Genomic DNA, 20,430 nt, shown 5'->3' on the forward strand with positions numbered 1-20,430 from the left:
CCGCTCCGGTAAAAACACTTCTATACAAATTGAATAGAAGCGTCAATAAGATTCTTAACCTTTTTTTAAGTTTTTTTAAAAAATATCGTTTGGATCCTGAGAAATATAATAATTTTGCCAAAATTGCGCAGCATACTAACTTAAACGTTAACTATTTAAGATTGTTTTTTATGCATTTTTTATTCTCATACATAGCTCAACCTCATCAAACTTTACATTCATTACCAATTGCCATTGAGCTTGCAAGAAAATATCCCAATATTAAAGTCCATGTTGCATGTACAACAGAAAAGCATCTTACATATATTAAATCACTTGCTTCCTTATATCCTAATACGCCTTTACAATATCATCTCTTTGATTTGCCTAACGTATTACGCCAGACCATCGACCAGCAGGGAACGAATGCTGGTTTTAAATTGCTTACTCTATATTTGAATCGTAACTTTTTTAAACGATTCTCAGCTATTATTGTACCTGAAAGAACCTCTTTATATTTGAAGCAATTTGGCGTGACTGAACCAAAACTAATATGGACACGTCATGGTGCTGGAGATCGTGCTATTGGCTTTGCTAAGGACATAAGGAAATTCGATTTTATTTTGATGGCTGGAAAAAAAATCGAACAACGCCTTTTACAACAGCAGTCTATTCGGTCAGGTCAATATCAAACGGGCGTATATGCCAAATTCGATATTATACATAAGTTAAGAGAACAATCCCAACCTACTTTATTCAAAAATAATAAGCCTACTATTTTATATAACCCACATTTTAAACGTCACTTATCCTCTTGGCACAAATTTGGGCATAAAATTTTAGGACAATTTACCAACCAAAATCAATATAACTTGATTTTTGCACCACATTTTAGACTTTTCTATCCTCCATCTAAAAAAGACAATGATAGTTTTAAAGTATACAAGCAATACCCTCATATCCTCATTGATCTTGGCAGCCCCAAAAGCATAGATATGACCTATACAATAGGGGCAGATTTATATTTAGGTGATGTCAGCAGTCAAATCTCTGAATTTTTAGTTAAACCGAGACCATGCTTATTTCTAAATGCACATCACGCCCAGTGGGAAAAAGATGGAAATTATGAGGCATGGAAATTAGGTCCAGTCTTATCATCCCCTCATAATATATTAGAAAAAATAGATAAAACCTTTTTTTTACAAAAAAACTTTCTTCAATTACAAAAAGACTATATACGCAATACATTTGGAACTTTAAACAGCCCGACAGCATATATCGGGGCGAAAGCAATTGTTGATTATCTTCAAATAAGATAGGATAGTGGACTTTCAATAATTGCTTTAGAAAACTTGGTGGAATTTAATTGTGGAAATAACAAATTATCCTACCCCGACTGATTCAGGTATAAAAAAACGTTTTGGAGAGTTTGCTTCGCTCGCTGAAGCGCTTGATTATGCTGCTCAGGGTCAGTCTGGTATTAATTTTTATTCAGCCAAAGGGATTTTATTAGAATCACTTCCTTATTCTTTACTAAAAGAACAAGCCAAAGATACAGCTCGAAAATTATTAACTCTTGGACTTGAAAAAGGGGATCGCGTTGCAGTTATTGCTGAAAGCGATAGTGATTTCAGCCGAATCTTTTTTGGTTGTCAATATGCAGGATTAATTCCTGCACCAATGCCTTTACCCGTCGCTTTTGCTGGGAAGACAGCTTATATCGATACATTGCGTGGAATGATTAAAAATGCGTCCGCAAAAGCTGTTATCACCGCACAAACAATACAAAGTTGGACACCAGATATTATCAATGGTTTTCCTTTGCAATTTGGCGGCACTCCTGCTGAACTAACGCAGGTCGATACAGATTCAACTATAGAATTACCAACCGTTGACAGCGACGATATTTCCTATTTACAATTTTCCTCTGGCAGCACGCGCTTTCCAATGGGAATCGCAGTTACGCAAAAAGCATGCCTTGCAAACGTCAATGCAATTGCTAAATATGGTTTAGTTGTTCGAGAAACTGGTGATCGCTGCGTTTCTTGGCTACCTCTTTATCACGACATGGGATTACTTGGTTTCTTTATCACACCAATAACATGTCAATTAAGCGTTGACCTTTTGCCAACCAGAGATTTTGCTAGAAGACCTCTTGTTTGGTTAGATATTATTAGCCGTAACAAGGGAACTTTGTCTTATAGCCCTTCATTTGGGTTTGAATTATGCGCACGCAGAGCGCCCGCATCAACTTTAGAATTGGACCTCTCGTCTTGGAGGGCTGCAGGGATTGGCGGGGATATGATACGTGCTCATATTTTAGAACATTTTGCAGAGCAATATGCAAAATATGGTTTTGATAAAAAAGCATTTGTCGCAAGTTATGGTATGGCTGAAGCGACATTAGCATTAAGCTTTGCCCCATTAAATACGGGGGTAAAAACAGATACCGTTGATTTGCATATTTTGGAAACAGACGGCATAGCAAAACCTTGTGATGATCCCAATATGAGCACACGTACATTTACACTCTGTGGCCCCATCCTACCTGGCCATGAAATCGAAGTGCGTGATGAGGAAGGAAATATTGTGCCTGAACGTCACGTTGGCAGCGTTTACGTTCGTGGCCCCAGCTTGATGAAAGAATATTTTCGACAAGAAAAAGAAACCAAAAATGTTATCAGTGACGATGGTTGGCTAAGAACAGGTGATCTGGGCTATATGTTAGATAATGAAATCGTTATTACAGGTCGTGAAAAAGATTTGATTATTATTAATGGTCGTAATATTTGGCCTCAAGATCTAGAATGGTCTGCCGAACACCATTTTAATGCTCTCAGAAGTCGTGATGTTGCTGTATTTTCAATTGATACAGACGAACATGAGTCCATTGTTGCCCTTGTACAATGTCGTTTTCTTGATCCAAAAGAACGCCAAACATTACAAGATGAAATGACAAACTTATTCCGTCGCCAACACGGCGTTGAAGTATCTGTTATTTTAGTCCCCCCGCACAGTTTACCCCAGACCTCTTCTGGAAAGCTAACACGAGCACGCGCAAGAAAAATGCTACTCAATGGTGAATTTAATATTAACAATTAGACGTATAAATCAGACTTTGCCAAAATAGAAATCTTGAGCTTCATTGTTAATTAGAATATCCTATTTCTAAACTTTTGAACAAAATGACTGATTGTGATGATTTCACGATCAGTCAATATCAAACCAATCTAATTTAGAAGGTTACACCAATATGACCGAAACAATCGAAAGTGTTTCTCAAATAATTATAGAAACACTGTTAGAGAATCCAAAAGTGCCACGCAATATTACCCCAGAAAGCAAAATTATCGAAGATCTTGAATTCGATTCTCTGGCCGTTATGAATTTTGTGATGGAAATAGAAGACAAGCTTGATGTCTCCGTTCCATTAGATCGTTTAACAGACGTACGCACCATTCATGACCTTGCTGAAGCCATTATTTCTTTAAAATAAAAAGTTCAATTCTTATGGATATATTTACCAAATTTCAACCTCTTCATAATGCCTTTGAACAGTTGATGTCTATTTCTAAACACAATCCGTTTGGAACAACGATTGAAAAAATGATTTCTCCAACAATTGGTGTTATTAATGGTCGGCAAACTTTACTATTCGGAACCAACAACTATTTGGGACTAAGCCAATCGGATGCAGCACGTCATGCCGCAGCCGAAGCCGCTATGCAATATGGTGTGGGAACAACTGGTTCACGAATCGCCAACGGCACTTATTCTTTGCATCAAGAGCTTGAACAAGATTTGGCTAAATTCTTTAATCGTCGTTCTTGTATGGTGTTCTCTACGGGATATCAAGCAACGTTGGGTATGGTCTCCACACTGGCTGGTAAAGATGATTATCTTTTCCTTGATGCTGATTGTCATGCCAGTATTTATGATGGTAGCCGAATGAGCCAAGCTCAAATCATCCGTTTCCGTCATAATGATGCTGATGATTTACGCAAACGTTTACGCCGACTTGGGGATATTCCTGGAAACAAACTGATTGTTGTTGAAGGCGTTTATTCAATGTTTGGGGATATTATTCCCCTTAAAGAGTTCGTTGAAGTCAAAAAAGAAGAAAATGCTTGTCTGATGATTGATGAAGCACATTCTTTTGGTATTTTTGGCGAACATGGTCGTGGGATAGCTGAACGAGATCAAGTTGAAGCAGATATCGACTTTACTGTTGGTACCTTTTCTAAAAGCCTGGGGACTGTTGGGGGATATTGTGTCTCCGATCATCCTCAGATGGATTTGTTGCGTCTTTGCACAAGACCGTATATGTTTACAGCGTCTTTGCCACCAGAAGTTATTGCTGCAACAAAAGCAAACTTAGAGATTATCAAAAATCATCCTGAATTAATTCATAAATTAATGGATAATGCGTCTCGCTTTTATCATGCATTACAAAATGCAGGCTTCCTAACGGGCCCTGATATCAGCTCTGTCATTTCTGTTATTTTAGAGGACTTACCCCAAGCTTCTCAGTTCTGGAATCGTGTCTTGGAATTAGGGGCTTATATTAATCTAAGCTTACCCCCTGCTACTCCAGATAACCGTCCATTGTTACGTGCTAGCATTGCGGCAGCACATACAACTGAACAAATTGATCAACTTGTGCAAATTTATATTCAAGCTGCACAAGATGTTGGCGTAGCTCTGAAAATTTAACAATCAACGTTTAAAAACACCTTGGTGGTATAATCTGATTACAATCCAAGGTGCATTCATCAAGGGGTGCTTTTTTTGAAATGGTGTCAAATGAAGTTCAATTCCTTGATGCCTCTTTATTTTCCATGCAATATATTCAGCCCCCCCTTGAAAAGTAAACGCTGCTTTAATAAGCCTGGCGATATTTAGCGGGCGACCTAAACATTGTCGTAATTTCCATTTTTTATGAGCATCCTCACGTTCCATATCTGCCAAATTGACAATGTAACGATTATCCTGAGTTTTTGTAAAAGGGATCCCCAATCCACGCCATCCTGCTTCTAATAATTGAGTAAAATAATCCTCTCTATTTTCTAAGATGGACATTGGACGATTCTTAGCTTCTACCCTCAGTTCTGCTCGGTAAGTATGTGAAAATAAATTACACCAAAATTCCTTACCTTTGTTCTCTTTGGAACCAAGAAATGCTGCCCACCAAGATGCTGTTGTAACAGCTCTGACTAAACAACGAAAAATATTCTGAGAAGCCGCTTGATCTCTAACCCACAAGATTTTAACAGGTTGACAAAACCGCGCCCACATCGTTGTATCGATGGATTGCAACCCTGTTGCTCGCCTTAATTGTTTTAACGATAGAATCGCAACTTTGGCTCTTAAAGAAACCTCATCATCATTTAATTCATGATATTCGATATTGGGAGGCAAGAACTTGTTTGCATAATAACAGCCTGTTTGATCTTGATACCAATCGGATAAATCTTCACAAACAATATAGAAATCTAACAGTCCTGTTAAGTCTTGCTTCCACAGACTGGATCCATAATAGATAACCCCAATTGGATTCCTGCCTTTTAAAATGGATTTTATAAATTCAAAAACAGGTTTTGGGACATCTTCAATTTGATAAGATGATTGTAAAAGCGAAGTAAGCAACATAGACAACCACTATAAACGAACAAAAGAAAATTCAGGACCGACTGATAAATACACTTGATGGTCATTACCTGTATCATAATGCTCCCCATCCATTATAATTTCCTTTTCTATTGTCATTGAAATGTTCTTTGCAATTCCACTTTGATAAGAAGGGTTATTTCGTAACCATAATGGTGATTTTCCACGTAATAATGCCCAACAAGCAGAAATTAATTTTGAGGGATAAGAACCCACATTTAAATAATGTAACCGTTGATCGTCATGCTTACCTCCCCAAAAAGGCCACATACCACTTGATAAGCTTTGTAAGGTCGTCGCTATAAAAAGAAAACTATTTTCTGAAAGAATTTCTTGCTGATCGTATTGCAGTTCACATTTCTCTCCTTTTAACCACAAATCTCTTGTCTGAGGTGATAAAAGTTTTAACAAGGCAAAGATAATTGTAATCCCAACAGCCCAGTCATGCGCAAAATTTTTAAGAATCGTTGGGTTATGTGCAATATTAATTGCTCTTGTAAAAGCTGCTGCACCCGCAAACATACCTAAAATAGCGGTTTTAGAGGGATCTGACCATTCGATTTTTAAAGCATGTCGATGTTGAACTGAATTAATTAACCGTTGCCTTTCGTGTAAAATTTTAATCCTTTGCAGTGCTTGGACGCCACGCACACCAAAACCAATATCCTTAGCAATTAAATTCGTGTTGCCAGAAGGTAAAATAACCAACTTTGGTATTTTATCCGAATCGTAAGCATGATAAATACCTGTCATTACCTGACTGATCGTTCCATCGCCTCCATCGACGATGATGCATTCGACGTTTTCAGCAGCATATTGAACCATCATTTGGTTCAGCTTGTCGATCGTATCAGGCATACAATAACGACTACCTAACCATCCTAATGCAAACTTAGTAAAGTCTGCATTTTCTTTCTCATTTTGATTTAACCGACTGGTTGGATTTTTAATCAAAGCAATATTTTGTATCACAAACGGTTTCCAACATTCTATATAACTTGTTTTTCAAAAAGAAGAGTCGTAATAAAAAGCTAATATTTTATAACCTTCTCTTGTCTTTTATGAAAAAATCAATAAAAAAATCAACTATATTCTGCCATACTTATATATTATCATAAAACAAAGATCATCAGCTAAAGGATAGTTACTTTTGAAACGTTTTACGATTGCTCATATTTCTGACATTCATTTACCACTAGAAACTATTCAATTTTCAAAGCTATCTCTTTGTAATAAACGTTTTCTGAGTTTTCTATCGTGGAAAAAGAGACGTCTTATTTTACAAAAAAAGAATCTTGATCTGGTTATTGGGGATATGATTGCTCACTCTCCTGACCTTGTTTTGATTTCAGGCGATCTAACAAACCTTGCTTTGCCAGAGGAATTTAAACAAGCTGCAGAGTGGTTACATCAACTCCCTTTTCCAAATGTTCGTGTTGTCCCAGGAAATCATGATTGTCTAGTTAAAACCCAATGGCATAATACCCATGCTTATTGGACACCTTGGACTAAAGCTTATGCCCAAGAAGATTACCCGATTGTAACAAAAACCGATACAACTGCAATTATTGGTATTTCCACGGGCGTACCAACATTACCTTTTTTTGCTAGTGGTTTTATTGGTCGCGATCAATTAGAACGAATCAAAGAAGCTCTGCGCAAAGCAAAAGAAGAAAAACTTTTCCGAATCGTTATGTTACATCATCCCCCCGTGTCTGGAATTACCAAAGAACGAAAAGCGCTTAGAAATAGAAAAGAATTGAAAAAAATTCTACTCGACGAAGGGGCAGATATGATTTTGTATGGTCATACCCATAAGACAACAACGACAAGATTCTTGCATACCAATATTCCAATGCTAGGGATCGCTTCTGCCTCGTCCAACGCTGTTCGTATACAAAGACAAGCTGCTTGGCGTAAAATAACTCTGGAATCACAAGAAGATATGCTACATGTTAATTTTTCAGTGAGAACTGTAGATAAACATCAACAATTTATCGAAAGATCTTCTTTTTATCTAAACCACAAACCTTAGTTTCCTGCCTTGTCAAATAACAAACTATCCTCCCACCATAAGAAAACGCTTTGGTCCTACCTTCTTCCAGGAACGTTGGATCATTATTGCTTGTCTTTGGCGCTACCGACTTTTTTAATTGCTCTTGGTATTATCCTCACAGCTTTAATGCTCGAGCGTTTATTGGTATTACTTGATTTGCTTGCTGCGGATAATAGCCCCCTTAGCACCTTTTTGGGACTATTGACTGATCTTGTACCCCATTATTTGGGACTAGCTATTCCAGCGGCATTTTGCGTGGCAATTTTTGCCAGCGTAAGACAAATGAGCCTCAATAGTGAAATTGAGGCGCTGCTCAGCTCTGGGATCTCATTATCTCGTTACTCCCGCCCTTATATGATGTGTGGAGTAGTCATCAGTATTTTATGTATTATTTTATATGGTTATATACAACCTTATGCACGTTATGATTTTCGGGCTGCTTTTTTTTATGCTTCGCATTCAGGATGGGTTCCCAATATACAAAGTCATACTATTGTGAAACCCGATGATAATCTTGTCATGGTCGTTGATAAAGCGACTGAACATGGAACACGTTTATCGGGTATTTTTATTCGACAAAAAGCACTAGACAAAGTCAAAAACAAAACAACTGAACATATTATTGTTGCAGAATCAGGCTCTTTTTATACGGTTCAAAACCGCTCTAAGATACAACTCAATTTATTTAACGGACAGAATTTGACTTTAAATTCCAACAATAAGAATAATATTACTGACTTTACTAAAGCTGAAAAAAACCTAAAACAACAAGGTAAAAAAGTGACCTTTCGTGAACGTGGGGATGATGAAAGAGAATTAACCATCACAGAATTATTTCAACAACTACGCCATCATACTAACATTACACCTATTGCTGATATAAGAGCAGAATTCCATTTTCGACTGGTCAGAGCATTATCCATTCTTGGCATTCCTATCCTTGCAACTGGACTAGCGATTATGAAAAAACGTAAAAAACGTAATTGGGGATTGGGGGTTGCCGCAGTTACTTTACTCGCATATGACCATATTCAACAGTTCGGCACTGAGCTTGTTGCCACAGGACATCACTCAGCTTTTATTGCATTATGGATGCCGTTGTTCGTATTCTTCATGATGTGCTATACTATATTGCTATTTAAAAGTGGTAATTTACAGTATCTTTTTATTTCTTTATTTAAACGTTCAGCAAAGCATATGGATAAATAGTGAACAAAATGTTTAGACGACATCAATTAATTATTTATCTTTCGTTACGATTACTAAGCATCGTTCTAGGCACTGCTATACTACTGACCATTATTATGGAAGCATTAACCCTTCTTGAGCAAATGTCTCCTATTTTAGCAAGACATTTAGGATGGATTGGAATTGCACATTATATGGGGTTACGTCTACCCTTATTATTTAGCTCTGTTTTACCTCTAAGTATGTTAATTGGCACTATTGTAATGCTGACGCGACTTACATTAAACAATGAGGTAACCATTTTTAAAGCTGCAGGATTATCTTCCCTTGGATTTATAACCAAGCTGTTACCCGCAGCCATACTGCTTGGAGTCATTTGTTTCATCTTTCATGACCAAATCACACCAAAATCAGAACTAAATTTAGCAATTTGGTGGAATAAAACAGACCCTACACCCGAGAAGGGTAAGGGATTTTATTTCTATCAAAATCTTGATATCGTTAGCGTTGATTATATCGCATACGGTGGCAATACAATCAAAGGGTTAACGATTTACAAACGCAAAGATTTTTCTCATCTAGATTCTATTTTAACAGCTGAAACGGCTCAATATAGCAATAAACGATGGCTGCTTTCCAATGCCAAAATATTGCATATTGCACCTGGCGTTCCCCTAGAATTTACAAATCTGACTAAACCCGAAGAAATGATTTGGGAGACACCTTTAACACCACGTACATTGATAGGACTTTCAGTACCTGCCTTGCCTCAGTCTTTACATATCATGCTAAAACAACTATCAAATGCAGCAGAGCCATTCCGGATACCTACAAATACAATTAAAACAACTATTTGGGCACGACTTTTCATTCCCTTTATGTTTATTGTTATGTTGATTATTGCCATTCCTGTCACCTCAATCCCTCCAAGAGCTGGATTAAAAAGCTGGTTGCCTGTATATTGTCTAGGAGCAGGATTGTTGTTTATTATTTTTCAGGAAGTTCTGCGCGCTTTGGGTAAAGCTGGGACATTACCTGCGCCTATTGCGGTCATTCCCTCACTGCTTATATTTATCTTAGCAGCCAGTGCTATTATTTTAATGATTGAAGAAAAAACATGAAAAAACAATCTATCTTTCAAATTATGCGAGACCAAGAGCTACGCTCTGGTCGTAGCTACGATTTAGGTAAAATGAATTTAAAGGAATTATGGGTTGCCTATTTAACACACGGCACAATTTTGCTTTATTTTGGCCTTATTCTTGCCTGCATTGTAGGTATTTATTGTACATTCACAGGATGGATACCCATTCTTAGTTCTACTATCGTTATGATTTTTGGTTTCCCTTTAATTTGGTATATTATCCATCGTTGGATCATGCATGCTACCTTTTTATATCAAATTAAATGGACAGCCTCTTTGTGGAAAAGGATTCATTTTGACCACCATCAAGACCCCCATCTTTTAAACGTTCTATTTGGTTCCCCTTTGAATACAATCCCAACCATTCTGATTGTAGGCGGTGGAATTGGATTGGTCGTTGGTGGAATACCAGGAGCATTTGCTGCCATCGGAACGGCTATATATATGGCTTGTTTTTATGAATTTTTTCATTGTATTCAACATCTTGGATATAAACCAAAATCCCAATATGTATTGCGTATCAAACAATTACACATCATGCATCATTTTCACTTTGAAAAAGGTAATTATGGCATTACAAACTATTTCTGGGACAGAGTATTTGGTACTTTTTATGCTGACGCAAAAAGTCGTCCTCGCAGCCCAACCGTATTTAATATGGGATATGATATCAAAGAAGCGGAACGTTACCCTTGGGTTATGTTAAAAACAGGATCTCCTCCTCGTGATCGTCCTGAAGGGTCTAATTTTCGTGAGCAAAAAAAATCATCCACTCAACAGGAACAAAAGGCAGCTTAGGATATAATATGGAACGTGAAACTGTTAATGCTCTGATATTAGCTGGCTCCAGAGAAGGTCAACAAGATCCTTTGGCAAAACAAGCTCACGTTTCTCATAAAGCGATCTTACCTATATTAGGACGACCTATGATTGAATATGTTGTCCAAGCTTTATCTAAGCTCAGCAACATTAATAAGATTGCAGTAACGATTGAACAACGCTCCATTGTTCAAGATATCCTACCTGAATATATTCAATATTTACCCGCGGCCTTGGGGCCAAGTGACAGTGTAATTCAAGCCATTGAAACCCTTGGAACACCTTTGCTTGTCACGACAGCAGACAATCCATTATTACAACCTGAATGGATCAGCCATTTTTTAAAAGAAGCTGAACTGACAAAATGTGATATCGCCGTGGGTATTGCCCTAAGAGAACAAATAGAAACGGATGTACCAAATACACGCAGGACTTATATCAAACTTGCAGATGGTTCCTTTTCTGGTTGTAACTTATTTTTATTCAGAACTCCTCAATCTATACAAGTTGCAAAATTATGGCAAAAACTTGAGGAACACCGTAAGAAGCCAGTTAAAATGGGCTATTTATTGGGAGGTAAAATCATTTTAAGATACTTATTAAAATGCTTAACCAGAAATGCCCTGAAAAAAAGAATTTATAAACTTACCAAAGCAAAAACTCATTTTGTAGTAATGCCTTGGGGACAAGCCGCTGTTGATGTCGATAAACTTGAAGATTTAAAAGTCGTTCGTACACTCATGCAAAATTAATACATCCATGCGTATTGCCTATATCATCAACTCCATGGAAGGTGGCGGAGCTGCTTTTCCAATCCCAGCGATTTTATCATTAATGCGGGATTATGGGGCAGAGGTTAAAATCTTTGCTCTTGCTCAAAAAGATGGCAAAGCGTTACCAGCTATACGTAAAGCGTTTATACCAGTCTCAGTCAGGGAGGGTGGTTTAAAAGACCATATTCAAAGTTTCCTATGGCTCAGACAACAGCTTCGCGTGTATCAGCCAACCCATTTATGGACTTCTTTAACCAGGGCAACATTGTTGGGGCAACTGGCTGGATTACAACTCGGTATTCCTGTTGTTAGTTGGCAGCATGCTGCTTATCTGAAACCATGGAATTTGAGACTCTTAAAGGCAACACGTTCTTTGTCACAATTATGGATTGGGGATTCAAACAAAGTAACTACTTTGACTCAACAACGTTTAAAAATTCCTGATGAAAAAATAATTACTTGGCCAATTTTCAAAACGTCCCCAGACACGCCCAAAGCAAAGACATGGGAAAAAGGGCAGGTCATTCGAATTGCCTCGATGGGTAGATTACATCCTGTAAAAGGATATGATGTGTTGATCGAGGCATGCCATTTATTAACGCAATATGCTAACGTTCCTCCTTATAAGATTTCTATTTATGGAGAAGGCATAGAGTATGAAAAACTAAAAACACTTATTCAGCATTACCACTTAGAAAACCAAATCCAACTAGCAGGGTTCACACCTCACGTTGCGCAAACCCTTAGACAATATCATTTGTATATCCAGCCCTCTCGTTCTGAAGGGTTTTGTATTGCTGCTCACGAAGCTATGCAAACGGGATTACCTGTCATCGCAAGTAATGTTGGAGAGCTTCCTTTTTCTATCCAAGATTATCAAACAGGTCTGACTATTCAACCAAACAATCCTGAAGCTTTGGCAAACGCATTATATGAATTTTTGCAACAACCCGAATTACTTTATCCTATGGGTCAGCTAGCCAGAGAAACAGTTATGAACAGTTTCTCTGAAGACCGTTTTAACACAATTGGTCAACTAATTTATGAACGTATGAAGCATTTTACTCCACGACAAAATTAATAGCCAATATATTAAGATGTTTTTACCAGCTATATAAAAACATCCATTTTTTTTCTCACATGATATAACGTGTCAATTTTTAATCGTTGGAACAGAGATTGATCCATTTTTTTAGCATCAATTAATGTGTAATTCCCTAACGCACTAAATGTATGTATTCCATGAGAATAAGATCCAAAATTTACATTATCTGCTTTCAGTCTCTTCACAATATGCGCTTCAAACTTGTATGGCGTTAAACAGGTAATCTTTAGAAAAGATAGCCCTCCTCCATAAGTCATTGTACAATCTTGCGTCGGCAAAAGAATCTCGGAATCGGTAACCACGACATTTCCACCAGGTCGAGAACTTGATGGGGTAATACGCACCGGATTCTGAGGATGGGTTTGCCAAGGTCCCATTAAATTTTCAGAAAAAGCAATCGACAAGACACTTTGACGGCTATATCCTGAATTCGCAGGCGTATAGAACATCCACCACAAACCGTTATGAAAAAAAATGCTAGGATCAATGGCCACTTCTGGAAAAGTAAATTCTGATACTGGCTCCCACTGATAAGGAAAACGCTTCGCTTTATATAATGTTGTTTTGCCAGATTTATATGCCTCTGGCAGCATATAAATCTGCCCTTGACCTTTAATCATCATTGGATAAGACAAATGCCATGGCTCTTCTAATACCAACGCTCTATCTAAAAGGCGTAGAGCTTCATCAAGAATCAAAACCTCTATACGCCCGTGCCGATCCCTGTAATCATAGCTTTCAGCGAAAATATAGAATTTACCGTCTTGATGTAACCCAAAAGGATCAGCTAAAAATTGAAACGTAGGTTCTTCACGCAACCAATGAATATGATTAATGCCTTCGTAAATCACTGTTTCCATCGGGGCTTTGATAATCCCTACACGCCAAATATCTGTCTCATAAATAGACACGCGCCGTTTATCCTTTGATTGTTAAATCTCGTCCAATAGGATGACTTCCATTGGTTGCTCTAAATAAGGTTTCATTGCCTTGACTAAATTCTGAAAATGTTCAGTAGTCATATGAAGATCAAGAACTTCTTGGCTACTCCAATGTTCTATGAAAATCACACGATTATGGTTTCCTTGTTCGAAATAGGCGGTATAAAGATGATTGCCTGCTTCTTTACGAGATTGGGCAACGCATTCCTTCACTACTGAAGAAATATTTTCCCACGCACCTGACTTGAGATCACATCTTGCAATTAATCTTAATTCTTGTGACACTTTATTCTCTCCAACTATTTTCTATCATTTCGAGTTTTCTCTGTAGAATTCTATATTCTATTGATATCCATCTTTAAAAAGCATAGAATCTGTGCTTTAAAATAGATATTGCCATCATTTGTTCAAAAACAGAGCATATATCTTATTTGCTTTTTAGCATAGTTTATAACATATCAGAAAAAAAGATATTGATGATATCGCTATTCTATAATTTACAATTTCTTTGTCGAGGTTAATCTTATTATGACGGATGCTCTTTCTCATCGCTTTGAAGCTGCACAAGCTATTGTTAAAAAGGCCGCTGAAATGGCCATGGCAATGCGCCCAGCACCAGGAGGTCCACAAGGATCCTTGAAACATGCTCAAGATTGGTTAACCGAAACAGATGGAAAAGTAGAAGCTTTTATCTCCCAAGAAATTAAAAATCTCTTTCCAGAAGATGGTTTTCAAGGTGAAGAAGAAGGGCAAACCAGAACAGGAGCCCTCAGATGGGTTGTGGATCCTATTGATGGTACATCCAATTATGCTAGAGGTCGTAATCGATGGTGCGTTTCCCTTGGTCTGATGGAAGGGAATACACCAATCTTAGGAATTATCGCAGCACCCCCAGTTCAAGAATTCTATACCGCAAGATTGGGACAGGGTGCCTTCATGAATGGTCAACGCATTCATGCTTCTCCTGTTACCGACCCTAAAATTGCAATGGTAGAGTTAGGGTGGAGTCATGTCAGTAAGAGAGAAGAATTCCTAAAACATGCCAATGCTATTTTAGAAACAGGTGCCATGATTCGTACGCTAGGGTCTGGAACAATGTCTTTGGTTGATGTCGCCAGCGGCAGATTGGACGGACATTTTGAAATGGCGATTAATCTTTGGGATGTAGCTGCTGCATTGGTCTTATTACAAGAAGCTGGGGCAAAAGTCTCCCCATTCCTAGAAGATGGCGGCTTGCATCAACCAACTCCTTTATTAACAACCGCACCTGGACTGGCTGACCTTTTATCCAAAACGGTCAATATGCCTTTACGCACTGCCTAATTTTTTCTATTTCTGAACTTTTTTATGTTTAACAGATGGAACACATGAAATTTTATCAATCTCTTTTACTTTGCTTTACAGCTGCTTTTGGGATCAATCTATCTAATACTGCACATGCCAGTACAAAATCAGAACAATCTTTGGTCGATCATGCAACTTTGGCTGTTCAGGATATTTACAGCAATGTCTCTACAGACAATAATCTTTATAGCCGTCTCAAAGAAGCCAGAGCTGTCATGATTTGCCCAGCAGTCACGCGAATCTCTTTGGTGTTTGGAGGATCTGGTGGCAGTTGTGTTCTATTATCCAGAGACGCCCAAGGATCTTGGTCAAGCCCTGCTTTTTATAAAATGTCCAGTGGATCTTTTGGAATACAATTAGGCGTTGAAAACGCCGAAATCATGCTGTTCGTGATGAATGAAACCAGCTTGCGTTCCTTATTAGATAGCCAATTTACAATGGGCGCCAGTGCTTCTGCAACAGCAGCCACAGCCAATAGTAGCGCAGACAGTGGTGCCGCGAATATCTATACCATTCAAAAAAGTTCGGGATTATTCGCTGGTGCAGCTCTGAAAGGATCTAAGCTTAAAATTAACAGCAAATCAAATCACAATTATTATAATGAAACCGTTGGGCCAGAAGACATCGTGATTGCAATGCGTGTTAATAATTCTGGGGCAGATCCACTAAGACGGATTCTTATGAAATTAAGTAATGAAGCAACATCATCTACTTCTAAAACAAAGACAAAAACGAATAAAAAGCAACAAGATAATGACAGTGGAGATATCGATTCTGGAGCCATTCAATTAGCACCAAGTGGAAATAATGGCAGTATTAAATCAGAAAATTTAGCCCCACCACCAGCTGCTAAAAAATATTAATAATCAATTTATCTAGCCAATTTATTTGGCTATTTTTTTTCTTTATAAGTATGCACGTTATGATTATGCTCAGTCAACGTGCTGGAAAAACTATGCCCACCCGTCCCATTTGCAACAAAATATAGCATATTTCCATCGGCTGGATGTGCTACCGCTTCTAAAGCTGCTTTTCCCGGTGAACAAATCGGAGATGGTGGTAAGCCAGCTATCCAATAGGTATTATAAGGACTTTCAACTTCCCAATCTCGTCTTAATAGAGGACGATCTAACTTTCCATGACCGTCGGTCAATGCATATATAACCGTCGGATCGGACTGTAACCTCATCTCTTTTTGCAAACGATTAATAAATACGCGAGCAATCATTGGTCGTTCGCGAGACAAGGCTGTTTCTTTCTCTACAATTGAGGCAAGCGTTAACAATTCACGTGGTGTTTTAACTTGTACAATTGGTTGGCGATCTTTCCAAACTTGATCCAAAGCCTTTTGCATAGCCACTTGCGTTCTTTGTAATAATTTATCTCGAGAGTATCCAAATTCGTACGCATAGGTCTGAGGTAAAATACTCCCCTCTGCAGGGACTTCAATATGGCCTGTTAAAAACGGCGCTTGATTAATCAAATCTGTAATTTGATATCTCGTTAATCCTTCGGGAATGGTCAGTTCATGTTGTACAGGCTTTGCATGACGCAAGATTTGTAACACTTGGTGTATAGAAGCATTTTTAGGAAAAGAAAATTCTGCTGCGTGTAATGTACCTTGATTTGCGGTCATTTTAGCAGCGAGTTGGAAGACAATTTTATTAATAAAATCATTTCCAATAACATGCTCGGTCTGTAAGTGCTTCAAGATTGCTTCTGTATTACCCTTTGGAATCACAACATTCTTGGTAACTTGCAAGATTCCTGGTCTAGAGTAAATACTTTTTCCGAAAACGAAAATAACAGCAAAGAAAACCAATAATGCGCCCAAAACTATAAAGAATTTACGCATTACGATTTATCCCCAATCTATGAATTAGACCTTTTTAAATAGTAAAGAAGCGTTAGTACCGCCAAATCCAAAACTATTAGATAAAGCAATGTTCACTTGACGTTGCTGTGCTTCATGAGCAACACGATCAATTACTGTTTCTTTAGACGGACTATCAAGGTTCAAAGTCGGTGGCACAACATTATCACGAATAGCAAGCAATGAGAAAATCGCTTCTACCGCACCTGCTGCACCTAACAAATGGCCAATCGACGTTTTGGTTGAAGACATTGCTAGTCTTTTACCAGCATCACCAAATAGACGCTCTACAGCTTCCAATTCGAGATCGTCTGCTTTTGTTGAAGTACCATGTGCATTGACATAGTTAATATCTTCGACGGCAATTCCTGCATTTTTAATTGCGGCACGCATGGCTCTATAAGCACCATCATGACCTTCAGCTGGCGCCGTAATGTGATACGCATCACCAGACATTCCATATCCAATGACTTCACCATAAATCTTTGCGCCACGGGCTTTGGCATGCTCGTACTCTTCAAGAACAACGATACCAGCACCCTCGCCCATGACAAACCCATCACGATCTTTGTCCCAAGTACGAGAAGCTTTTTCAGGAGTATCATTAAATCCCGTAGATAATGCACGCGCAGCAGAAAAACCAGCAATCCCCAAAGCGCATACTGCAGCCTCGGCACCACCAGCAACCATAACGTCTGCATCACCTAAGGCGATCAAACGCGCTGCGTCACCAATTGCGTGAACGCCAGAGGCACAAGCTGTCACTGCAGCATGATTTGGCCCTTTGAAGCCATATTTGATGGAGACATAGCCGGAAACTAAATTGATTAGCGAAGATGGAATGAAAAATGGAGAAACCTTACGGCTTTCACCTTCGTGGACTTTGACCGAAGTTTCATAAATGGTTTGTAAGCCACCAATGCCAGAACCAATCATCACACCTGTGGCACAACGCTCATCCTCAGTTTGTGGAACCCACCCAGAATCTTCTACTGCTTGAATTGCTGCGACTAGACCTAAATGAATAAAGCGATCCATTTTTTTCTGATCTTTCACAGGAATCCATTCTGCAAGATCTAATTTGCCTTCACTTTTCGTGCCCGAAGGCACTTCACCTGCAACACGAGCAGGAAGACCGGAAGCATCAAAACTACTGATCGCGTTAATACCGCTTTCACTAGCAACAAGACGCTTCCACACGTTATCAATACCAATTCCAAGAGGGCTTACAATCCCCATGCCGGTTACAACGACGCGACGCTGACAAATCAATTTACTTTCTGCCATCTGGTTAACCTATGTACCTCTTGAAATTAAGTAACTATATTTAAAAAATTAAGCTGATTGCTTTTGTTTTTCGATATAATCAATCGCATCTTTAACAGTTGCAATTTTTTCAGCTGAATCTTCAGGGATTTCAACGCTAAAAGCTTCTTCAAAAGCCATAACTAATTCAACTGTGTCTAAGCTATCTGCGCCTAAGTCATCAATAAAAGAAGCTTCTGGTGTTACTTTGGCTTCTTCAACACCAAGATGTTCAACAACGATTTTTTTTACTTTATCGGCGATATCGCTCATCTAATTCTATTCCTTCTACTTGCTTTAAGCATTTCTAAGTGATCTTGACTCTGTTATATTTCAAAGGTTTATTATACAACAAACCTAAATTTTGTAATATATTAGCATGGGGCATATCACATTTCTTGGTAATAGCCAAGCCAAACTTAAAATTACATATACTCATTTACATTAACCAAATAAATCTTTATTAACATAACGTCAATACATGATTTTTACAACAGTAGGTTGATTAAATCATCACCATCCCACCATTCACATGTAGTGTAGATCCCGTTATCCATTGCGCTTCATCAGAAGCAAGATAAGTTACTGCCGCTGCAATATCCTCAACTTTACCCATTCGACCACATGGAATTTGCTCTAATAATTTTTCTCGTTGCGCTTCTGAAAGTTGGTCTGTCATTGCTGTTTCGATGAACCCTGGGGCAACCACATTCACCGTAATTCCACGGCTGGAAATTTCTAATGCCAAAGATTTACTCATTCCAATTAATCCAGCTTTTGCAGCAGAATAATTGGCTTGACCTACATTCCCAGTCACACCAACAATCGATGCAATGTTGATAATACGCCCATAACGACGTCGCATCATTCCTTTGATCGCTATTTGACTGAGTTTAAAAGGCACAGAAAGATCAACATCCAAAACCGTTTGCCAATCTGCACCCTTCATCCGTAACGCCAATGCATCACGTGTTAATCCTGCATTATTGACCAAAATATCAATCGGAGCACCAAAAAGCTCTTCTGAGCTGGGGATTAGTGCCGCCACAGACTCCGAGTCTGTTAAGTTAGCCACCTGAATCTTGGTCTTTTCATTACCACCTAATTTTTCTTGGACTTCCTTGAGTATGTTTTTTCTTGTACCAGATAAAACAACTTTGGCTCCTTGGGCAATTAAAGCTTTTGCAATTGCTTGGCCAATGCCACCAGAAGCCCCAGTAACTAGTGCAACTTTACCGTCTAATCTAAACATGTTCATTCCTTATGATTAGCTTTAAGAATTCGAAAAAATAGTCACAAATTGATCAATATCTGCAGGTTCTCCGATTGAAAAAACCTGACGATCTTTGGCGGTTCGGCGCATTAAATTAGATAATACTTTACCCGAGCCAATTTCAAAAAAAACTTCCACTTCTTTATCGATCATGAATTGCATTGTTTCTGCCCAACGAACGGGCGCAGTCACTTGTTTAACCAACAATTCTTGCACTTCTGTCAAAGCGGTATAAGGTTGAGCTGTTACGTTCGCCAACACAGAACAATTGAAAGGTTTCAACATAGCATGGCTAAGTTCTTCTTGCATTTTTGTCGCTGCTGAAGCCATCAAAGGACTATGAAAAGGGGCAGATACTGTTAATTTAACAACCCTGCGTATTCCTTGCTCTGTTGCAAACGCCACTGCTCGATTAATTGCATCCATATGACCAGAAATAACCACTTGCCCATTACCATTATCATTCGCCACGGCAACCAAAGAATCAGGTTCGCTACTATGCTGACAAATCATTTGAGCTTGCGCCATATCAGTGCCTAATAACGCCGCCATACCTCCCATCCCTTTAGGTAAAGCATTTTGCATGGCATCACCACGCACACGCAGCAAAGCAGCCGTTGTTGCAAAATTAAAGACGCCCGCCATACATAATGCAGAATATTCGCCCAAAGAATGTCCTGCGGCAAAAGCAATATTTTTTGCAAGATTCAATCCCGCTTCTTTTTCCAAAATACGGACAACAGCCATTGAATGTGCCATCAAAGCAGGTTGAGTATTCTGCGTTAACGTTAATTCATCCTCTGGCCCCTCCATCATCATTTTTGATAAAGGTTGTTTTAATGTCTCATCTAATTCTTCAAAAACCTCACGAGCTACGGGAAATGCTTTCGCAAGCTTTTTACCCATTCCGACATATTGACTACCCTGACCAGGGAAAAGAAAAGCACTAACTGCCATTGATTA

Annotated in this window: 21 protein-coding genes; 12 read left to right on the top strand and 9 right to left on the bottom strand. The window is 38.5% G+C overall.

The features are described from left to right. Positions 1-170 precede the first annotated feature (170 nt). The 4 genes from PQG52_RS04580 (at position 171) to spt (ending at position 4,692) form a co-directional block, all read left to right on the top strand. A complete protein-coding gene (locus PQG52_RS04580) occupies positions 171-1,298 on the top strand; it encodes a sensor domain-containing protein (protein ID WP_271828611.1) in 1,128 nt (375 codons plus the stop codon). A gap of 49 nt (positions 1,299-1,347) precedes the next feature. Beyond that, positions 1,348-3,081, top strand: coding sequence for a fatty acyl-AMP ligase (locus tag PQG52_RS04585; RefSeq protein WP_271828183.1), 1,734 nt, complete (start codon positions 1,348-1,350; stop codon positions 3,079-3,081). Between the two features lie 151 nt (positions 3,082-3,232). Next, positions 3,233-3,475, top strand: coding sequence for an acyl carrier protein (locus PQG52_RS04590; RefSeq protein WP_271789542.1), 243 nt, complete (start codon positions 3,233-3,235; stop codon positions 3,473-3,475). Positions 3,476-3,489: 14 nt separating this feature from the next. Beyond that, complete coding sequence (gene spt, locus PQG52_RS04595) at positions 3,490-4,692, top strand: serine palmitoyltransferase (RefSeq protein WP_271789543.1); 1,203 nt, start codon at positions 3,490-3,492, stop codon at positions 4,690-4,692. A 3-nt stretch (positions 4,693-4,695) separates the two neighbouring features. Here the strand turns inward: spt and PQG52_RS04600 are convergent, their stop codons facing one another. Together PQG52_RS04600 and PQG52_RS04605 are read right to left on the bottom strand one after the other, a co-directional pair. Further along, positions 4,696-5,628 (bottom strand): hypothetical protein, encoded by a 933-nt coding sequence (locus tag PQG52_RS04600; RefSeq protein WP_271828184.1) that lies wholly within the window; start codon positions 5,626-5,628, stop codon positions 4,696-4,698. Positions 5,629-5,637: 9 nt separating this feature from the next. Continuing rightward, the gene (locus tag PQG52_RS04605; protein ID WP_271828185.1) at positions 5,638-6,618 is read right to left on the bottom strand and encodes a diacylglycerol/lipid kinase family protein; all 981 of its coding nucleotides are present in this window, start codon (positions 6,616-6,618) and stop codon (positions 5,638-5,640) included. 178 nt (positions 6,619-6,796) lie between these two features. Here PQG52_RS04605 and PQG52_RS04610 point away from each other — a divergent pair, with 178 nt between their 5' ends. Genes PQG52_RS04610 through PQG52_RS04635 form a run of 6 tightly spaced genes read left to right on the top strand, consistent with a single transcriptional unit; the run spans position 6,797 to position 12,707 of the window. After that, entirely contained in the window at positions 6,797-7,681 is an 885-nt protein-coding gene (locus PQG52_RS04610; protein ID WP_271828186.1) for a metallophosphoesterase family protein, read from the top strand. Between the two features lie 9 nt (positions 7,682-7,690). Then, complete coding sequence (locus tag PQG52_RS04615) at positions 7,691-8,911, top strand: LptF/LptG family permease (RefSeq protein ID WP_271828187.1); 1,221 nt, start codon at positions 7,691-7,693, stop codon at positions 8,909-8,911. A gap of 8 nt (positions 8,912-8,919) precedes the next feature. Then, entirely contained in the window at positions 8,920-10,011 is a 1,092-nt protein-coding gene (locus tag PQG52_RS04620; protein ID WP_271828613.1) for an LptF/LptG family permease, read from the top strand. Beyond that, positions 10,008-10,832 carry a sterol desaturase family protein gene (locus tag PQG52_RS04625; protein WP_271828188.1) on the top strand — a complete coding sequence of 275 codons (825 nt, stop codon included), beginning with the start codon at positions 10,008-10,010 and terminating at the stop codon, positions 10,830-10,832. The genes PQG52_RS04620 and PQG52_RS04625 overlap by 4 nt, the downstream gene beginning before the upstream one ends. Positions 10,833-10,840: 8 nt before the next feature. After that, positions 10,841-11,605: a nucleotidyltransferase family protein gene (locus PQG52_RS04630; protein ID WP_271828189.1), complete on the top strand. Its 765-nt coding sequence runs from the start codon at positions 10,841-10,843 to the stop codon at positions 11,603-11,605. 7 nt (positions 11,606-11,612) lie between these two features. Continuing rightward, positions 11,613-12,707, top strand: coding sequence for a glycosyltransferase (locus PQG52_RS04635; protein ID WP_271828190.1), 1,095 nt, complete (start codon positions 11,613-11,615; stop codon positions 12,705-12,707). A 29-nt stretch (positions 12,708-12,736) separates the two neighbouring features. On the opposite strand, the gene PQG52_RS04640 is transcribed toward PQG52_RS04635, so the two are convergent. After that, a complete protein-coding gene (locus tag PQG52_RS04640; protein ID WP_271828191.1) occupies positions 12,737-13,642 on the bottom strand; it encodes a glucosamine inositolphosphorylceramide transferase family protein in 906 nt (301 codons plus the stop codon). Positions 13,643-13,663: 21 nt separating this feature from the next. Beyond that, the gene (locus PQG52_RS04645) at positions 13,664-13,957 is read right to left on the bottom strand and encodes a putative quinol monooxygenase (RefSeq protein WP_271828193.1); all 294 of its coding nucleotides are present in this window, start codon (positions 13,955-13,957) and stop codon (positions 13,664-13,666) included. 243 nt (positions 13,958-14,200) lie between these two features. Between PQG52_RS04645 and PQG52_RS04650 the strand changes: the two genes are divergently transcribed. Together PQG52_RS04650 and PQG52_RS04655 are read left to right on the top strand one after the other, a co-directional pair. After that, on the top strand, positions 14,201-14,995 hold the full coding sequence (locus tag PQG52_RS04650; RefSeq protein ID WP_271828194.1) for an inositol monophosphatase family protein: 795 nt from the start codon (positions 14,201-14,203) through the stop codon (positions 14,993-14,995). Between the two features lie 44 nt (positions 14,996-15,039). Then, entirely contained in the window at positions 15,040-15,879 is an 840-nt protein-coding gene (locus tag PQG52_RS04655) for a lipid-binding SYLF domain-containing protein (RefSeq protein WP_271828195.1), read from the top strand. A 29-nt stretch (positions 15,880-15,908) separates the two neighbouring features. On the opposite strand, the gene mltG is transcribed toward PQG52_RS04655, so the two are convergent. From mltG to fabD, 5 genes are all read right to left on the bottom strand, one after another. Then, positions 15,909-16,871: an endolytic transglycosylase MltG gene (gene mltG, locus PQG52_RS04660; protein ID WP_271828196.1), complete on the bottom strand. Its 963-nt coding sequence runs from the start codon at positions 16,869-16,871 to the stop codon at positions 15,909-15,911. A 24-nt stretch (positions 16,872-16,895) separates the two neighbouring features. Further along, positions 16,896-18,176 carry a beta-ketoacyl-ACP synthase II gene (gene fabF, locus PQG52_RS04665; RefSeq protein ID WP_271828197.1) on the bottom strand — a complete coding sequence of 427 codons (1,281 nt, stop codon included), beginning with the start codon at positions 18,174-18,176 and terminating at the stop codon, positions 16,896-16,898. A gap of 48 nt (positions 18,177-18,224) precedes the next feature. After that, a complete protein-coding gene (locus PQG52_RS04670) occupies positions 18,225-18,467 on the bottom strand; it encodes an acyl carrier protein (protein ID WP_271789557.1) in 243 nt (80 codons plus the stop codon). Positions 18,468-18,699: 232 nt separating this feature from the next. Next, positions 18,700-19,446, bottom strand: a complete 747-nt coding sequence (gene fabG, locus PQG52_RS04675; RefSeq protein WP_271828198.1) for a 3-oxoacyl-[acyl-carrier-protein] reductase — start codon at positions 19,444-19,446, stop codon at positions 18,700-18,702. A 21-nt stretch (positions 19,447-19,467) separates the two neighbouring features. Then, on the bottom strand, positions 19,468-20,424 hold the full coding sequence (gene fabD, locus PQG52_RS04680; protein WP_271828200.1) for an ACP S-malonyltransferase: 957 nt from the start codon (positions 20,422-20,424) through the stop codon (positions 19,468-19,470). Positions 20,425-20,430: the final 6 nt, after the last annotated feature.

Source organism: Commensalibacter communis (assembly GCF_947179105.1).
Classification (GTDB): Bacteria; Pseudomonadota; Alphaproteobacteria; order Acetobacterales; family Acetobacteraceae; genus Commensalibacter; species Commensalibacter communis.